This window comes from Paraburkholderia bonniea (genome assembly GCF_009455625.1).
GTDB classification, from domain to species: domain Bacteria; phylum Pseudomonadota; class Gammaproteobacteria; order Burkholderiales; family Burkholderiaceae; genus Paraburkholderia; species Paraburkholderia bonniea.
On the sequence record NZ_QPEQ01000001.1, the window covers coordinates 144,643 to 159,796 of the forward strand.

Sequence of the window (15,154 nt, forward strand, 5' to 3'; positions counted from 1 at the left end):
CCCCACTCCGGAAACGCAAGGTCAGTCATGGACACGCAACAACGCATCAAGCAAATCGTCGACGAAAACGCCGTCGTCCTCTTCATGAAGGGCAGCGCCCAATTTCCGATGTGCGGCTTTTCAGGCCGTGCCATCCAGATTCTGAAAGCCTGTGGCGTCGATCAGATCAAAACCGTCAACGTGCTCGAAGACGAAGAAATCCGCTCCGGCATCAAGACCTTCTCCAACTGGCCAACCATTCCCCAGCTTTACGTCAATGGCGAATTCGTCGGCGGCTCGGACATCATGACCGAGATGTACCAGTCGGGCGAACTCCAGCAGCTGTTCACTCCTTCGTAGTTTTTTCCTGTTGCACCGCACCGCGCAATCTCGCCCATGTCATTAGCCGCCACTCCCAAACGCCGGCTAATTGTCGCCATCACGGGCGCTACCGGTGCGATCTACGCCATCCGCCTGCTTGAAACCCTCCGCCGCCTGGGGGGCATCGAAACCCATCTGCTCGTCTCTGGCGCAGGCTGGCTGAATATTCAGCACGAACTCACGCTGTCCAGAAACGAGGTCCACGCGCTCGCGGACGTCGTTCATTCAGTGCGTGATGTGGGTGCCAGTATCGCGTCGGGATCATTTGCTACTGACGGCATGATCGTCGCGCCCTGTTCCATGAAAACACTCGCCAGCATCGCGCACGGTCTGTCGGACAACCTGGTCACGCGCGCAGCCGATGTCACGCTCAAAGAGCGCCGCCGCCTTGTGCTGCTGGTGCGCGAAACACCGTTCAACCTCGCGCATCTGCGCAATATGACCGCCGTCACCGAAATGGGCGGCATCATCTTTCCGCCACTGCCGGCCTTTTACCACCACCCCTCATCCATCGACGAAATGGTCGACCACAGCGTCGCCAGGGTGCTAGACCTGTTTGCGCTCGGCCCCGCGCTCTCCCCTGCATGGCCCGGATTGCGTCACAACACGGCGGCCACACCTGACGCTGCGGCCGCCAGCCTCAGCCACGAGCACGAGCAGCCAGACACACCGGACTAAGCCCCGCGCGGGTGGTCACAGGCAACCGTCCTTGAACCATACCCACCCGATGGCGTGAATTTCGCGTTTTATTGCCGCTTGCTATTTATCTCTGGCCTGCGCATCTCTATATTCGCTAGATTCCAACCCACCTGTCGCTGCACGCGACCTGGCTGCCATGCTCCCCCTCCCGTCGCTGTTCCTGTCCCATGGCGCACCCACGCTGCCTATCGATCCCTCCTTGCCTTCCGCAGAGTTCGCCACGCTGGCCTCCAGCCTGCCGCGTCCCGAGGCCGTCCTGATGCTGTCAGCGCATTGGGGCACGACAGAGCCCGTCGCCAGCATCTCGGCGCAACCGAAAACCATCCACGACTTCAATGGCTTTCCACGCCAGTTGCACGAAATTCAATACCCAGCCCCCGGCGCACCCGATGTCGCACGCCGGGCGGCAGTGCTGCTCAGCGATAACGGCATCCTTGCTCACACCCAGCCGCATGGCCTCGACCATGGCGCATGGGTGCCCATGCTGCTGATGTTCCCCAACGCCGATGTCCCGATTGCCCAGCTTTCGATCCAGCCGCATCTGGGGGCCGAGCACCATTTCCGCATGGGCCGCGCGTTGCGCTCGCTGAGAAACGATGGCGTGATGGTGATTGGCTCGGGCCAGATCACGCACAACTTGCGCGCGGCTGATTTTTCCGCGCATCGGGAAAATGCTGATCCGCGTGTCGTGGAGTTCACCGACTGGTTCGAAGCGCGTCTCGCCGTGCGCGATATCGACGCATTGCTGGACTATCGCCACCGGGCCCCTCACGCCACGTTCATGCACCCGACCGACGAGCACTTGCTACCGGTATTCACCGCGCTGGGTGCCGCTAGCGACCACTACACGCTGGCAATCCAGTCACTCGGCACTTACCAGCGCTCACTGGCGATGACGAATTACGTGTTCGATCCCGCCTGAAATCGCGGCCTGCCCTTATGCAGCCACGCGGCAAAAAACAAAAACCCGGCTGAATGAACGATTCATTCAGCCGGGTTTTGTTTTGCACTGGTTGTGACTGGTTGCTTGCGAGTTACTTACGTTAACCGCAGCAACAAGCGCACTGCAGGCCGAACCGAAGCTTACACACCTTGCCCTTCGAGGATATCCGCCTGCGACTCGCGCTCGTCGAGATACTCGGTACGGTAACCCGTGTGCACACCCCAGTAATAAAACAGCAGGGCAAAAGCAATCACGAGCAGCATGTCCCAGCCATACGGCAACACACCATGACCGCCAAACTCCTTGCTGCCAATGAACGACAACAGCGCCATCGTCGGCAGATAGGCAACGAGCCACCACGCGGCTTTCAGATCACGGCCCCAGCCGCTAAAGCCTGATTTCGCCTGAAAGTAGAAATACACCGGCAACGCGACGACCATCAGCAGGATGATTTCGCCCGTCAGCGGCCAGCGTGCCCAGTACAGCACCAGCGAAGCACAGACAAAAGCAAATGGTGCGATCACTCGCATGCCAGCGATCTGCAACGGCCGCTCGATGTCTGTCGCCGTGCGCCGCAGCGCCATCAGGCTAATCGGGCCAGTCAGGTACGAAATCACGGTTGCTACCGAGATCACCGCCGCCAGCGAGCTCCAGCCACGGAAGAAGAACAGGAAGATGAACGACACCAGCAAGTTGAACCACATCGCCTGACGCGGCACACCGTAGAACGGATGCACGTTGCCGAACATCTTCGGCATCGTATTGTTGCGCTCCATGGCGTAAATCATGCGGGTCGTAGTAGCCATGTAAGTCGTGCCAGTACCGCTCGGGCTGACAAACGCATCGACATACAGCAGGATCGCCAGCCAGTTCAGGTTCAGCGCAATCGCCAGTTCGGCGAACGGCGAGGCGAAATTGAAGTGGCTCCAGCCATTCATCACATCAGCCGGGCTCACCGCGCCGATATAAGCCACTTGCAGCAGCACGTAAATCACCAGCGCGATCAAAATCGAGCCGATGACCGCAAACGGCACGCTTTTGGCCGGATTGCGCGCCTCACCGGCGAGGTTGATCGGGCTCTGGAAACCATTGAACGCAAACACGATGCCGCTGGTCGCCACCGCCGTCAGCACCGACGCCCAGCCATAGGGCGCGAACGTACTGGCTTCACCGAAATTTTCTTTATGAAAGCCCGTCAGCATCAAACCGAGGATCGTCGCACCGGGAATCAGAAACTTGAAAATCGTGATGACGCTATTGGCACGCGCAAAAAGCTTCACGCCCCAGTAATTCAGCATGAAATAGATCACCACCAGCGCCGCCGACAGCAGTAACCCGGGCGTGGTTAGCGACCCGTCCACAAAAAGCTCTCGGGCCCAGTCGTAGGGCCAGGTGCTCATGTACTGGATCGACGCTTCCGCCTCAATAGGAATCACTGAAACGATAGCGATCCAGTTCGCCCAGGCGCTGATGAAACCCACCAGCGCGCCGTGCGAATAGCGTGCGTAACGCACCATTCCGCCCGATTCGGGGAACATCGCACCCAGCTCGGCATAGGCCAGCGCAATCGACAAAATCACTACTGCGCCGATCACCCAAGCGCAAATGGCCGCAGGCCCGGCGATCTTCGCCGCTTTCCATGCGCCAAACAGCCAGCCCGATCCAATGATCGAGCCAAGCCCGGTCAACATCAGCGCAAACGGCCCGATGTTCCGTTGAATAGAACTTTTCACTTCTTCTCCTGTATCAAAAACATGTCGACACTGCACAGCGCCGCTTGAGGGCGCCGGGACACAGGTGACGGGTAGCATGGACGGGAGTTGAGGGGGGACGGGAGAAATCCAGACAGGGCACAACCGCCACGCGGCGCGTAGTTTAACGACTGCATGGAGTAAATACATTCAAAATACGGGTTCTCCCTGGTAAAAAAAACATCTCACAGAAAGCTTCGTAAGGGAAATTTGCCCGATTTTGCAAAAATTTGTAAAGATTTGAGGAGGCTGTTGACCTTCTCTCGAAATCCCCGTATAAAGTCCCGGCAGGATTTCAAGCGGCGAGTGAATTGGTCTTTCGTAGTTCGCCCATCAACGGTACTCCGGTTGGTCCTATTACCCCTTCCTTGATCTTCATGCACCCACGGGCTTCGGCCTTATTTACCATCTTTAGGAACAAGTAACATGGAAACCGGTACCGTCAAGTGGTTCAATGACGCAAAGGGCTTTGGCTTTATCACGCCTGACGGCGGTGGCGAAGATCTGTTCGCGCATTTCTCTGAAATTCGCTCGGAAGGCTTCAAAACACTGCAAGAAAATCAAAAGGTTACGTTTGAAGTCAAAACGGGCCCGAAAGGCAAGCAAGCTGCAAACATCAAGCCGGTGTAAGCAAGCGCTTCCTTTTCTGGATGCCTGAAAGCCCGCTTCGGTGAGCTAACAGGCTCCAGTTATAGAAAAGCCGCTCCACATTTTGTGGCGCGGCTTTTTTTATGTTTACCGTTTTAATTAATTACAAATAAATAACGTTGCGCTATTTATTGCCGATTTTATGCTCAAGCACTTTGTTTGCCAGCGGCAGTTATTACTCTTTTTAACAATTTCAGCGCGGCTAAAACGCCCGTCATTACTGAAAAATGCGTCGCGCGTGAATGCCAAGCCCGGTTGCCACGCTTGCCAGACGATCGCCAAATACCGGTTGCGCCTGCGCAAAGGCTGCCGCCAGCGCGCCAGATAAAAACGCGAGCCCGGTTGAGCCCCCCGTGAAATAGATCGCGCTGACATCCTCTGGCTTAACCCCTGCCACCAGCACCGTGTGATGTGCCGCCAGCACGATGCGCCGGGTTTCGTCCTGACCCGCCTGAATCAGTTGGGCTTCGTCAAATGGCAAACCCAGGTCGTCTTCAATCAGATCGAGATCAATCGTGGTTTCGCCGCCCGCCGCGATGCCAATCTTCGCCTCTTCTGCCCGAGCTGCCAGCGCATGGCCCAGACGCCGCTCAACCACCCGCGTGAGCCGGTCGTAATGGCGAATATCGGTGAATAAATGACGCATCAACATCAGCTCGCTAGCGCGTTTAGGAGCGTAGACCGTGTTGATCAGATGCCATGTCGCCAGATCGAAGTAGATCCGGTTAGGCACCTCGCGGCCTTCTGGATCCAGCGCCTGATAACCCACCTCACGCAAGATCGTGCTCAGTTCCACGCGGCGGTCGAAATCCGTTCCGGCGACGTGAACGCCGTAATGCGCCAGCACATCATCTTTGCGTTCCACACGCTTCATCCGGTCCGGCCCCACTCGCACCAGCGAGAAGTCAGAGGTGCCGCCGCCGATATCCGCGACCAGCACCAACCCTTCTTGCGTCAGTTTTGCTTCGTAATCGAATGCCGCCGCGATCGGCTCGTACTGAAAGTGAATCTCACGCAAGCCCACCGAATGGGCCGCCGCCTCAAGCTGTTGTTGCGCGAGATGATCGGCACGCGGATCGTCATCGACAAAAAACACCGGGCGACCCAACACCGCGCGCTCAATCGACGCCCCCGAGCAGGCTTCGGCCTGACGCTTCAGATGCGCGATGAACAACGCAATGACGTCCGTGTATTTGATCGCCGAACCATCACCCAGATCCGTCATGTTCTCTGCCAGCGCCGAGCCCAGAATACTTTTCATGGAACGCATCAGGCGGCCGTCAAAGCCATCTATATAAGCTTCCAGCGCTGCACGACCGAATGTCTGGCTATGTTCATCCGTGTTGAAAAATACCGCGGTGGGCAACGTCGTATAGGCGTTCTCAACCGGCGCTAGCTGCAAAGCCTCGCCGATAGGAACTGCGACAGCCGAATTTGAAGTGCCGAAGTCGATCGCGCAATAAGTCATGGCAGAGGAAAGGAAGCCGCGTGCGACTGACGCGGACAGAAATGGGAGCGGTTTTTTAACATAAAAGCACCGGATGAATCAATTCATGCGCAGCGTCAGCCAGAACAAGCCCGGCTGAAGTAATGAGCGCCGGGCGTCCGGCAAACAGGCAGTGGTAATGCAGGCGGGATGTTTCTGAGATAAACCCGCGCGGTGCCAGGCATCGCGCGTTTTGCACTTTTTCTGCAGCGGCCTTATGACTAGCTAGCCAGTTGGCCAACTAGCCAGCGGCAATCAAAAGGCTTTCTTCCACGCCCCGCTGTAAGCGATTTCACCCAACGGGAAACGGGTCCGCACTGATTTTTCGCGCTCACGCAAGACCGGATCCAGTTTTTCGACGTCCCCGTAATGCCCTAGCGAGATGATCGACAGCACGTCGACATCGTCCGGAATCGAGAATGCCGTGCGAAATGCTGCTCCATCAAAGCCACCCATCTGATGGGCTGCGAGACCCAGCGCATGGGCCTGCAACACCAGCGACATGGCCGCGGCACCCGCATCGTAGGCCGCCATGCGGTTCACTTCGCCTTTGCTCGTCAAGGTTTGTGTGGTCACGGCAATCAGCACTGGGGCCGGGGCATTCCAGTCCTGGTTGAATGGCACCAGCGTGGCAAAGGCCTGCTTGAACGCTACTTCGTCGGTGCTGCGGTCAAACACCATGAAGCGCCACGGCTGAGCGTTATACGACGACGGTGCCCAACGGGCAGCTTCGAGCACAGCGTGCAAATGATCACGGCTAATAGAGGCACTTGAATAGGCACGAGGGCTCCAGCGCCCAGCAATCAGTTCATGGACAGGAACGGTAGTCGGAGCAGGTTTTGTAGTCATGCGCTTCTCACGGTCGGAATTCGTCATCGACGGGCTGGTGCCCGGGGGCACATAGCATAACCGGTCACTGACTGAGACGTTACAGGAGTGTTTTTGCTCGGCTAACCGGTTTGGGGGATGGGCTAGCTGATTGGGATGTGGCACGCTTGCGTGTCGAGTTTCAAGCCTCGTCGTTGCAATGCCGAGTCATCTGCTTTCCGCGTGTTCTGAGCTGCTAACCGCCTGATGGTTCGCGGCACCCGCGCTCCTCATGAGCTGCTCTGGGATTGCCGGGAAAGCACGCAAAACGGAAACCAGAAAGCGAAAAGCCTCCAAAAAGGAGGCCTCTCACTCTTTACGCTGGAGCGTCCTCGCCGTGAAGCAGAGGGTGATGCAGATCAGCGTGTCACCCACAACTTTACGTTTGCAGACCACCATTGTCAACCGCAAAAATGCGCCCGACTAGTTAGGTTAGCGACATTCCACCACTCAAGCACGTCCACTGTTTTACTGCCAACCGATGCATCCTACCGATCCCGATAATTTCGAATACGTAATAGCGAAGCCCCGCCTCGATAGTTACCGCTCCTACTTTAAGGTGGCCACCACAGAAGAAGCTATCGCTCTCTATATGTGGAACTGCGAGATATCCAGTTGCTTCAGCACGTTGCTGTCCTATTTTGAGATTACGCTGCGCAACAATATCCACCGCGGCATGTCGTTGCACTACAGCGATCCCCATTCAGTTTTTGAAGGTAAATATTGGTGGGATCGCATCGAATCTGAACTTGGTCGCAAGACGATGGAGAGCGTGAATAAAATTCGACTTAAAAACAGTGTGCCGCTCAAACCTGTGCCAAGCGCGGATGAGATTGTCTCGCGTGTGTCGTTCGGCTTTTGGTCATCGGTACTGGGGCACATTAATGCAGCACACGCCACAGCGATATTTCCAGTCATTTTTCCGCACCATCATCTGAACGAAAACACCAATCAATGGCGCGATGCCACAACACGCAAAAATGCCATTTCATTTATCTACGAGATCAATCAATTTCGTAACCGCCTCGCGCATCACGAGCCACTCTGGAAGTTCGGCCGGATTATGGATATGAGCATCAAACCAGCAATTATGAAAATGCCTGAATCCTCTAATTTTCTGGATAGCATTGAGCGATTTTTAAGAATTTTAAATTTATTTGACGGTGCCATGCGGGCGATGAATCTAACGCTTTATAACGACCTGCTCAATTCAAGCTGGCGCAACAAATTAAACCAGCTTCTCAGTTTTAGAGGATTAGAACGCTACCGTACCGGGAAATACTATTGCATTAACGATTCAGTAAAAACTCCGGACCAGTTGAGCATGGAATTCAGCGGCATCCTGGCCAACAACCGCCCGGTTCGCATCGCAGATGCCGTAGGGGCTGGCGTATTCGTACCGGACTGAAAACAAGAAGCAGCAGCCAGCAAGGCCACCGGCTGCTCTTGTGAGGTGTGACGTGTGAGGTGAAGTTATCCACCAGGCAGCCCGCAACCCCATCTCGCACCACGTCAAACGGAAGCCAACCCAGCACAAGCTAAGCCGCCGCCGTCACCGCTCGCTCACCCTTGTTGATGCGCAGCACAATCACCGCCGCTACCAGGCACAAACCGCCCGAGATCATCGAGGCCATCGTGTAAGTTCCAAGGCTGGCGCGCAACAAACCCGCCCCTAGTGCCGCAAACGCCGCGCCAAGCTGGTGCCCGGCAACAATCCAGCCAAACACCACCGGTGCCGCTTCCTTGCCGTAAACATCAGTCGCCAGCCGTACGGTTGGTGGCACCGTTGCAATCCAGTCGAGGCCGTAGAACACCGCGAACAGCGGCAGTCCAAAGAAATCAATGCCAAATGCATGTGGCAGATACATCAGCGACAACCCGCGCAAACCGTAGTACCAAAACAGCAGCACGCGACTGTTAAACCGGTCCGAGAGCCAGCCAGAAAGCGTGGTGCCAAAGAGATCGAAAATCCCCATCGCCGCCAGCAGCGATGCGCCTTGCACCTCGGTCATGCCGTAATCGCCGCACATCGCAATCAGGTGCGTGCCGACATAGCCGTTAGTGCTCGCGCCGCATATGAAAAAACTGAAAAACAGCAGCCAGAAGTCGCGGGTGCGGCTTGCCATGGCCAGCGTGCCAAAAGCCAGCGCCAGTGGATTCTGCTTTTTCACTTGGGGTGGCGCCGGTGCATCAACTGGTTCGCCATAGGGGCGCTGAGCTACGCTAGCAGGCCGTTCCGGCAGCAAGAACGCCACGAGTGGCAACACCACAGCGGCAGCAGCAGCCACGACCCACACCACCGGACGCCAGCCATGATGCTGCGCGATCGCCGCCAGCAGCGGCAAAAACACCAACTGCCCAGTCGCGGAACTGGCGGTGAGAATGCCCATCACCAGCCCGCGATGCGTCGTGAACCAGCGGTTCACGATCGTCGCCGATAGCGACAGCGCCGCTACGCCCGTGGCACCGCCCACCATCACGCCCCAGATCAGCACCATCTGCCATGGCTGAGTCATCAACGACGAAAGCGCGACACCAACGGCCATCGTGCCCAACGCGGCCAGCACCGTCGGGCGCACGCCAAAGCGTTGCATCGCCGCCGCCGCAAACGGCCCCATCAGGCCATACAGCGCGATATTCACCGAGATAGCGAGCGAGATCGTCGCGCGCCCCCAGCCAAACTGCTGCTCCAGCGGCAGCATCATCACGCTGGGCGTGGCCCTCGTGCCCGCCGCCGCCAACAGCACCAGAAACACCACCGCCACCGTGACCCAGCCATAGTGAAAGCGCCCGCCAATTCTTCTCGCCACCCAGTTCATGGGCTCTCCCTTCTTCTGTCCATTTATCCAGTTAACTTGCGCCGCTGCGAATCGCGTCCGGATGCCGCGTGACAATGCCGCTCTAACGCACCATCCACGCCATCCGCTCGATACCAACAAATTGTGACCGCTCTGTCACAAATCGTGTTGCGATACTAGTTACCGCTCGGTAACATGTCAAGGCGCTGTTGCGCCGAAATCGAATGAATCACTGTTGACGGAGCCGTCATGTCAGAAAAGCCGGAAAACAAAAGCATCAAACCCGCGGCCGAAGTGTCGCCGCGCACTCAGATGCGTGGGGCGCAAGCGCAGGAACATCTGCTGCGCGCCGCCGACGAGCTGTTTTACCGGGAAGGGGTGAGGGCCGTGGGTGTCGATGCGGTGGTTGGGCGCGCGGGGGTCAACAAGATGAGCCTGTACCGGCGTTTCGCCTCAAAAGATGATCTGGTGATCGCTTATTTGCAACGCGCGGATGCGCGTTTTTTCGCGCGTTTCGATGCCAGTTTGGCGCAGCATCCGGGCGAGCCCGCCAAACAGCTCGAACAGTATTTCGCCGATCTCGCGCAGCGGGCTTCGGCGGCAGATTACCGGGGCTGTCCCTTTGTGAATGTCGCAGCGGAATTTCCAGAGGCGTCGCATCCGGCACGAGTCTGCGTGACGCACAACAAAACGCGGTTGATGGAGCGTCTAACCAGATTGACCACTGATGCAGGTGCGGATGACCCGCTCGCGCTGGCTGAAGCGCTGGCCTTGTTGATTGAGGGAATCTACGCGGCGAGCCAGACGTATGGCCCCGGTTGCGGGCCGATCCGTGCAGCACCGCGTGTGGCGGCCCAATTGATCGCGGCAGCAACCGCGTTGAGCACCGCCAGTGCCATCACCGCAAGCACAACACGCACGGATTAACGCATCCGTGCCATCACACGCATCAGCCACATCAGTAGCCAGTAGAATGCCGCCTCACCGCTCTTCAGGCCATCCCGATCAAGCCGCTATGCCGTTGCCCTCTGCTTCTCACGCCGCCATTCTCGCCGCCACTCAGCACTGGCTAACGCGTGCGGTCATCGGGCTCAACCTGTGTCCGTTCGCCAAAGCCGTGCAGGTGAAGCAGCAGATTCGCTATGCCATTACGGAAGCCAGCACCATGGAAGGCGTGCTGCTTGATCTCGAAGCGGAACTCCAAAGCCTGCTCAACGCCGACCCGGCCACCATAGACACCACGCTGCTAATCGCGCCTCACGCACTGGCTGATTTCACGGAATACAACGACTGCCTGTTTTTCGCGCAGCGGCTGCTACGGCAGATGCGTATCGAGGGTGAGTTACAGATTGCGAGCTTCCATCCGCAGTATCAGTTCGAGGGCAGCGCACCCGACGATATCGAGAACTACACCAACCGTGCGCCCTATCCAATCCTGCATCTGTTGCGTGAGGCGAGCATCGAACGCGCCGTGGCTGCCTTCCCCGATGCCGCTGAAATTTACGAGCGCAATCAGGAAACCTTGCGCAAGCTCGGCTTGCACGGCTGGCAAGCGTGGATGAAGCCGTCAACGGCTGAATGAGCGTTTGGACAACTCAAATCACAAGCCACAAACCACAAACCCCAACCTTCAAGCCGCAACAAAAAAACGCTCGCGCAAGTCGTTCAAACCGAGCGTCTCCATGATCTCGCTGAGCCTTTCCGCCGGGCGGCGGCGCGGCAAATCCTTGTACTGGGCGATGATGAGTTCGTTTTTCATCGAATGCTCCCAGCCCACCAGTTCCGTCACGCTGACCTGATAACCATGCGCCTCCAGTTGCAGGCAGCGCAGCACATTCGTGATCTGGCTGCCGAATTCACGCGTATGCAGCGGGTGACGCCAGATCTCAGTCAGCGCGTGGCCCAGCGACTGGCTTTTCGTGCGGCGCAGCACGCCCGCCACTTCCGCCTGGCAGCACGGCACGACGACGATATAGCGCGCCTGCTTATGCAAAGCAAAGCGGATCGCGTCATCGGTGGCGGTATTGCACGCGTGCAGTGCGGTCACGATGTCGATCGTGGCAGGCAGGGCCGCCGACGTGATCGAATCCGCCACGGACAAATTTAAAAACGACATCCCGGTGAACCCCAGCCGCGCCGCCAGCACTTCAGATTTCTCTACGAGTTCTGCACGTGTTTCGATGCCGTAGATATGCGACTGATCGTGCTGCGCCTTGAAAAACAGGTCATACAGGATGAAGCCAAGATACGATTTGCCCGCGCCATGATCGACGAGTGTCAGCTCGCCTTGCTCTGCCTTGAGCGTCTGCAGCAGCGGCTCGATGAACTGGAACAGGTGATACACCTGCTTGAGCTTGCGGCGGCTGTCCTGATTGAGTTTGCCGTCGCGCGTGAGGATATGCAGCTCCTTGAGCAGTTCGAGCGACTGGCCAGGGCGGATTTCGTGGGGCTGGGTGGACATCGGAAGAGAGCAACGCCTGGTCACATGGCGCAGCGCCATGCGGCGGGCCGCAGCAAAGAACAAAGTGGCCGCCAGTTTAGCGAAAGCTGTCCGCCTCCGTATGTGAGAATGACGGGCTTTTTAGCGTTGCCTGAGCCAGATTGCAGATTCATCTCGCGCCAGCTTCATCCCAAGCTCAACCCATCTCACCAGCCATTGCACCAGCGCATCCTTCACGGCGCTGGCCTGCTCCAACCTTTGGATACCCCTTCCACGCATGCCTGCCCCGAATGAATTTGCCCGTGTCGCTGTCATCGGTGGCGGCCCGGCTGGCCTGATGGCCGCTGAGGTACTCGCCGCCCGGCCAGGCGTGCGCGTTGAGGTGTATGACGCGATGCCTTCGGTGGGACGCAAATTCCTGATGGCGGGCAAGGGCGGGATGAACATCACGCATTCGGAGCCGTTCGCGCAGTTTCTGGGGCGTTATGGCACGCGTCAGGCGCAGCTCGCGCCAATGCTTGAGGCGTTCAGCCCGGATACGCTGCGCGGCTGGCTGCACACGCTGGGCGTGGAAACCTTCGTCGGCAGCTCAGGACGGGTTTTTCCCACCGACATGAAAGCCGCGCCCATGTTGCGCGCGTGGCTGCACCGGTTAAAGACGGCCGGGGTGGCGTTTCATATGCGGCATCGGTGGCTGGGATGGCAGCCGCTTCAAACACATGAGGCGCATGAAGGACCTGAGGCGCAAGCAGCGCAGCACGTTTTGCGCTTTGCCAGCCCGGATGGCGAACGCGAGATCGCCGTCGATGCCGTGGTATTCGCGCTTGGCGGCGCTAGCTGGCCACGCCTGGGATCGGACGCGGCCTGGGTGCCGCTGCTGCAGGCGCGCGGCATTGCCATAGCGCCACTGCTTCCGGCGAATTGCGGCTTTGATGCACGGTGGAGCGACTACTTCCGCGAGCGCTTCGCGGGGCAGCCAGTCAAATCGGTGGCCATTGCGCTGGGCGGTATCGACGGCGTCTCGCATGCCCGTCCCGGCGAGTTTGTCGTGAGCGAAAACGGGATTGAAGGCAGCCTGGTGTATGCCCTTTCATCGTTGATCCGGGAACGGATTAGCGCCAATGGCGAGGCGCTGATCCAGCTTGATCTCGTCCCTGGACGCACGCTGGAGCGCGTGCTTGAGGAAGTCACGAGACCACGCGGCTCGCGCTCGCTGTCAAGCCATCTGCAAAGCCGTGTGGGCATCGCAGGCGTGAAGCTGGCGTTGCTGCGCGAGTGTCTGCCGCCAGAGACCATGGCTGATCCGGTTCAGCTCGCGCATGCGCTCAAAGCGCTGCCGCTGCGGCTGTTGCGCCCGAGGCCGATTGCCGAAGCGATCAGCAGCGCGGGGGGCGTGCCGTTCGAAGCGCTGAATGAACAGTTAATGCTGGAATCTGTTCCAGGCGCGTTTTGCGCTGGAGAAATGCTGGACTGGGAAGCGCCGACCGGTGGCTATCTGCTAAGCGCCTGCTTCGCCAGCGGACGGGTGGCGGGTAACGGGGCCCTGGCGTTTGTCACCTCGCCATCGCGCCCCCGGCCACCGGGCCTCACGTTCACGCCCTAGCGCACCCTCAAACGCCACAACGAAGTCACTTCCGCCGCCCGCGCGAGATACAACGGATCAGAGGCGTCGGCCGCCTTCGGATGCCGTGGCCGGATATCTTCCCGGCCCGCCACCACGAGGCCCGCCTGCTCGATGGCCGCGAGCAGCATCGAGCGGGTGCGCAAACCCAGATGCTCAGCAAAATCAGACAGGATCAACCAGCCTTCTCCGCCCGGCGTCAAATGCGCCGCTAGCCCATTTAAAAATCCCAGCAGCATGCGGCTATCGGGGTCATACACCGCGTGCTCCAGCGCCGAGGCTGGCCGCGCTGGCACCCAAGGCGGATTGCATACCACCAGCGGCGCGCGGCCCGGTGGAAACAAATTGGCTTGCAGCACCTCAACCTGAGCGGCATAGCCCAGGCGCGTCAGATTCTCCCGTGCACAGGCCAATGCACGCGGGTCCTGATCGGTGGCGATGATTTTCTTCACGCCCCGTTGCGCCAGCAGCGCTGCCAGCACGCCCGTGCCAGTGCCTATATCAAAAGCCAGATCGAGTGACGCCAAAGGCAGCGCCGTGCGCGCGACCAGATCGACATATTCACCGCGCACCGGCGAAAACACCCCGTAATGCGGATGTATCCGCGCCGCCAGCAGCGGAATTTCAACGCCCTTTTTGCGCCATTCGTGCGCGCCGATCAAACCCAGGACTTCACGCAAAGTCGTCACCGATGGCTCGCCATCAGATGGACCATAGGTTTCGATGCAAGCCTGCCCGACCTCGGGCGCGCGACGCAGCGGAATCGTGTAATCGCCATCCAGCGGAATCAGCAGCATGCCCAGCGTGCGGGCACGTTGCGACTGCGTCTGACGATGCAAATTGAATGCATCGAGCGGCGTCACGCCCGGCTTGCGTGGCTTGCGTTCGAGCCGCCGGGTAACCGCCAGAAGCAGTTGGCGCGCGTTCTGGAAGTCGCCGCGCCACAGCAGTGCGGTTCCTTCGCAGGCGAGGCGGTAGGCGACGTCGGCCGTGATCTGGTCATCAGCCAGAACGACTTTTCTGGGCGGCGGCACGAACGACTCCGAACGCCAACGGGCAACGCGTGGGCCATCGGCTTCGGGCCAGGTAATCGTGGCAGGGAGATTCATGAGATTCAGGGTTCCGATGGAGCAGATTGCGAGACAGCGGGCGCAGAGTACCGCATCTCGGGGCACTCACGCGTAAAGAGGTAGCCCGTGCAAGGGATGCCGCTGGTTACGCCGGATCACCGGGATCGCTTGTTTGAGCTGGGCACATGGGATCTATGTGCGACCAGATTCAGAGGTTCTTACGCCAATTTAAGAAAATTCTTATTTTTACTGACCAAATACCTCTGGCACCATGCGCAGCATCTTTTTTAATTTGATTAGCATGACTTTATAAAAGACCGGACATTAAAAATTACGCCTCTTTTAACTTATAAATTTTGCAATCGCGTTCTTTAAACTGGCATAAATTATTCAACAACCCTTAAGACAAAAAATCAAAGACATTTAAAAACTCATTTATATCCTGCATTTATTTGCGACTAACGCCCACCC

General features: G+C 58.3%; 14 protein-coding genes. 8 read left to right on the forward strand and 6 right to left on the reverse strand.

The window, feature by feature from the left end; genetic code table 11:
* The first annotated feature begins 27 nt into the window (after nt 1-27).
* The 3 genes from grxD (at nt 28) to GH656_RS00660 (ending at nt 1,981) form a co-directional block, all read left to right on the forward strand.
* Nucleotides 28-339, forward strand: a complete 312-nt coding sequence (gene grxD / locus GH656_RS00650; RefSeq protein WP_153074119.1) for a Grx4 family monothiol glutaredoxin — start codon at nt 28-30, stop codon at nt 337-339.
* A 36-nt stretch (nt 340-375) separates the two neighbouring features.
* Nucleotides 376-1,038 carry a UbiX family flavin prenyltransferase gene (locus tag GH656_RS00655; RefSeq protein WP_153074120.1) on the forward strand — a complete coding sequence of 221 codons (663 nt, stop codon included), beginning with the start codon at nt 376-378 and terminating at the stop codon, nt 1,036-1,038.
* Nucleotides 1,039-1,195: 157 nt separating this feature from the next.
* A complete protein-coding gene (locus GH656_RS00660; protein WP_153074121.1) occupies nt 1,196-1,981 on the forward strand; it encodes a DODA-type extradiol aromatic ring-opening family dioxygenase in 786 nt (261 codons plus the stop codon).
* 161 nt (nt 1,982-2,142) lie between these two features.
* Here GH656_RS00660 and GH656_RS00665 read toward each other — a convergent pair whose 3' ends face one another.
* Nucleotides 2,143-3,735, reverse strand: a complete 1,593-nt coding sequence (locus GH656_RS00665) for an APC family permease (protein WP_153074122.1) — start codon at nt 3,733-3,735, stop codon at nt 2,143-2,145.
* Between the two features lie 444 nt (nt 3,736-4,179).
* Here GH656_RS00665 and GH656_RS00670 point away from each other — a divergent pair, with 444 nt between their 5' ends.
* On the forward strand, nt 4,180-4,383 hold the full coding sequence (locus tag GH656_RS00670; RefSeq protein ID WP_153074123.1) for a cold-shock protein: 204 nt from the start codon (nt 4,180-4,182) through the stop codon (nt 4,381-4,383).
* 235 nt (nt 4,384-4,618) lie between these two features.
* On the opposite strand, the gene GH656_RS00675 is transcribed toward GH656_RS00670, so the two are convergent.
* Nucleotides 4,619-5,869, reverse strand: coding sequence for an Hsp70 family protein (locus tag GH656_RS00675; protein WP_153074124.1), 1,251 nt, complete (start codon nt 5,867-5,869; stop codon nt 4,619-4,621).
* 273 nt (nt 5,870-6,142) lie between these two features.
* On the reverse strand, nt 6,143-6,736 hold the full coding sequence (locus GH656_RS00680) for a nitroreductase family protein (protein WP_153074125.1): 594 nt from the start codon (nt 6,734-6,736) through the stop codon (nt 6,143-6,145).
* 499 nt (nt 6,737-7,235) lie between these two features.
* Here GH656_RS00680 and GH656_RS00685 point away from each other — a divergent pair, with 499 nt between their 5' ends.
* Nucleotides 7,236-8,162 (forward strand): Abi family protein, encoded by a 927-nt coding sequence (locus GH656_RS00685; RefSeq protein ID WP_153074126.1) that lies wholly within the window; start codon nt 7,236-7,238, stop codon nt 8,160-8,162.
* A 130-nt stretch (nt 8,163-8,292) separates the two neighbouring features.
* On the opposite strand, the gene GH656_RS00690 is transcribed toward GH656_RS00685, so the two are convergent.
* A complete protein-coding gene (locus tag GH656_RS00690; RefSeq protein ID WP_153074127.1) occupies nt 8,293-9,573 on the reverse strand; it encodes an MFS transporter in 1,281 nt (426 codons plus the stop codon).
* Between the two features lie 228 nt (nt 9,574-9,801).
* Here GH656_RS00690 and GH656_RS00695 point away from each other — a divergent pair, with 228 nt between their 5' ends.
* Complete coding sequence (locus tag GH656_RS00695; protein ID WP_153074128.1) at nt 9,802-10,479, forward strand: TetR/AcrR family transcriptional regulator; 678 nt, start codon at nt 9,802-9,804, stop codon at nt 10,477-10,479.
* 88 nt (nt 10,480-10,567) lie between these two features.
* Nucleotides 10,568-11,134, forward strand: coding sequence for a DUF1415 domain-containing protein (locus GH656_RS00700; RefSeq protein ID WP_153076500.1), 567 nt, complete (start codon nt 10,568-10,570; stop codon nt 11,132-11,134).
* Nucleotides 11,135-11,182: 48 nt separating this feature from the next.
* Here GH656_RS00700 and GH656_RS00705 read toward each other — a convergent pair whose 3' ends face one another.
* Nucleotides 11,183-12,013 carry a class I SAM-dependent methyltransferase gene (locus GH656_RS00705; RefSeq protein ID WP_153074129.1) on the reverse strand — a complete coding sequence of 277 codons (831 nt, stop codon included), beginning with the start codon at nt 12,011-12,013 and terminating at the stop codon, nt 11,183-11,185.
* 256 nt (nt 12,014-12,269) lie between these two features.
* On the opposite strand from GH656_RS00705, the gene GH656_RS00710 reads away from it, so the two are divergent.
* Nucleotides 12,270-13,595 carry a TIGR03862 family flavoprotein gene (locus GH656_RS00710; protein WP_153074130.1) on the forward strand — a complete coding sequence of 442 codons (1,326 nt, stop codon included), beginning with the start codon at nt 12,270-12,272 and terminating at the stop codon, nt 13,593-13,595.
* Here the strand turns inward: GH656_RS00710 and GH656_RS00715 are convergent.
* The gene (locus GH656_RS00715) at nt 13,592-14,722 is read right to left on the reverse strand and encodes a methyltransferase (protein ID WP_153074131.1); all 1,131 of its coding nucleotides are present in this window, start codon (nt 14,720-14,722) and stop codon (nt 13,592-13,594) included. The two genes, GH656_RS00710 and GH656_RS00715, sit on opposite strands and share 4 nt — an antisense overlap.
* Between the last annotated feature and the right edge of the window lie 432 nt (nt 14,723-15,154).

What these genes read in the sequence shown, in the direction of transcription:
- GH656_RS00675 (WP_153074124.1), bottom strand. Translation starts at nt 5,869, where the DNA reads ATGACTTATTGCGCGATCGACTTCGGCACTTCAAATTCGGCTGTCGCA.
- GH656_RS00710 (WP_153074130.1), top strand. Translation starts at nt 12,270, where the DNA reads ATGCCTGCCCCGAATGAATTTGCCCGTGTCGCTGTCATCGGTGGCGGC.
- GH656_RS00715 (WP_153074131.1), bottom strand. Translation starts at nt 14,722, where the DNA reads ATGAATCTCCCTGCCACGATTACCTGGCCCGAAGCCGATGGCCCACGC.
- grxD (WP_153074119.1), top strand. Translation starts at nt 28, where the DNA reads ATGGACACGCAACAACGCATCAAGCAAATCGTCGACGAAAACGCCGTC.
- GH656_RS00690 (WP_153074127.1), bottom strand. Translation starts at nt 9,573, where the DNA reads ATGAACTGGGTGGCGAGAAGAATTGGCGGGCGCTTTCACTATGGCTGG.
- GH656_RS00700 (WP_153076500.1), top strand. Translation starts at nt 10,568, where the DNA reads ATGCCGTTGCCCTCTGCTTCTCACGCCGCCATTCTCGCCGCCACTCAG.
- GH656_RS00670 (WP_153074123.1), top strand. Translation starts at nt 4,180, where the DNA reads ATGGAAACCGGTACCGTCAAGTGGTTCAATGACGCAAAGGGCTTTGGC.
- GH656_RS00660 (WP_153074121.1), top strand. Translation starts at nt 1,196, where the DNA reads ATGCTCCCCCTCCCGTCGCTGTTCCTGTCCCATGGCGCACCCACGCTG.
- GH656_RS00680 (WP_153074125.1), bottom strand. Translation starts at nt 6,736, where the DNA reads ATGACTACAAAACCTGCTCCGACTACCGTTCCTGTCCATGAACTGATT.
- GH656_RS00685 (WP_153074126.1), top strand. Translation starts at nt 7,236, where the DNA reads ATGCATCCTACCGATCCCGATAATTTCGAATACGTAATAGCGAAGCCC.
- GH656_RS00695 (WP_153074128.1), top strand. Translation starts at nt 9,802, where the DNA reads ATGTCAGAAAAGCCGGAAAACAAAAGCATCAAACCCGCGGCCGAAGTG.
- GH656_RS00655 (WP_153074120.1), top strand. Translation starts at nt 376, where the DNA reads ATGTCATTAGCCGCCACTCCCAAACGCCGGCTAATTGTCGCCATCACG.
- GH656_RS00705 (WP_153074129.1), bottom strand. Translation starts at nt 12,013, where the DNA reads ATGTCCACCCAGCCCCACGAAATCCGCCCTGGCCAGTCGCTCGAACTG.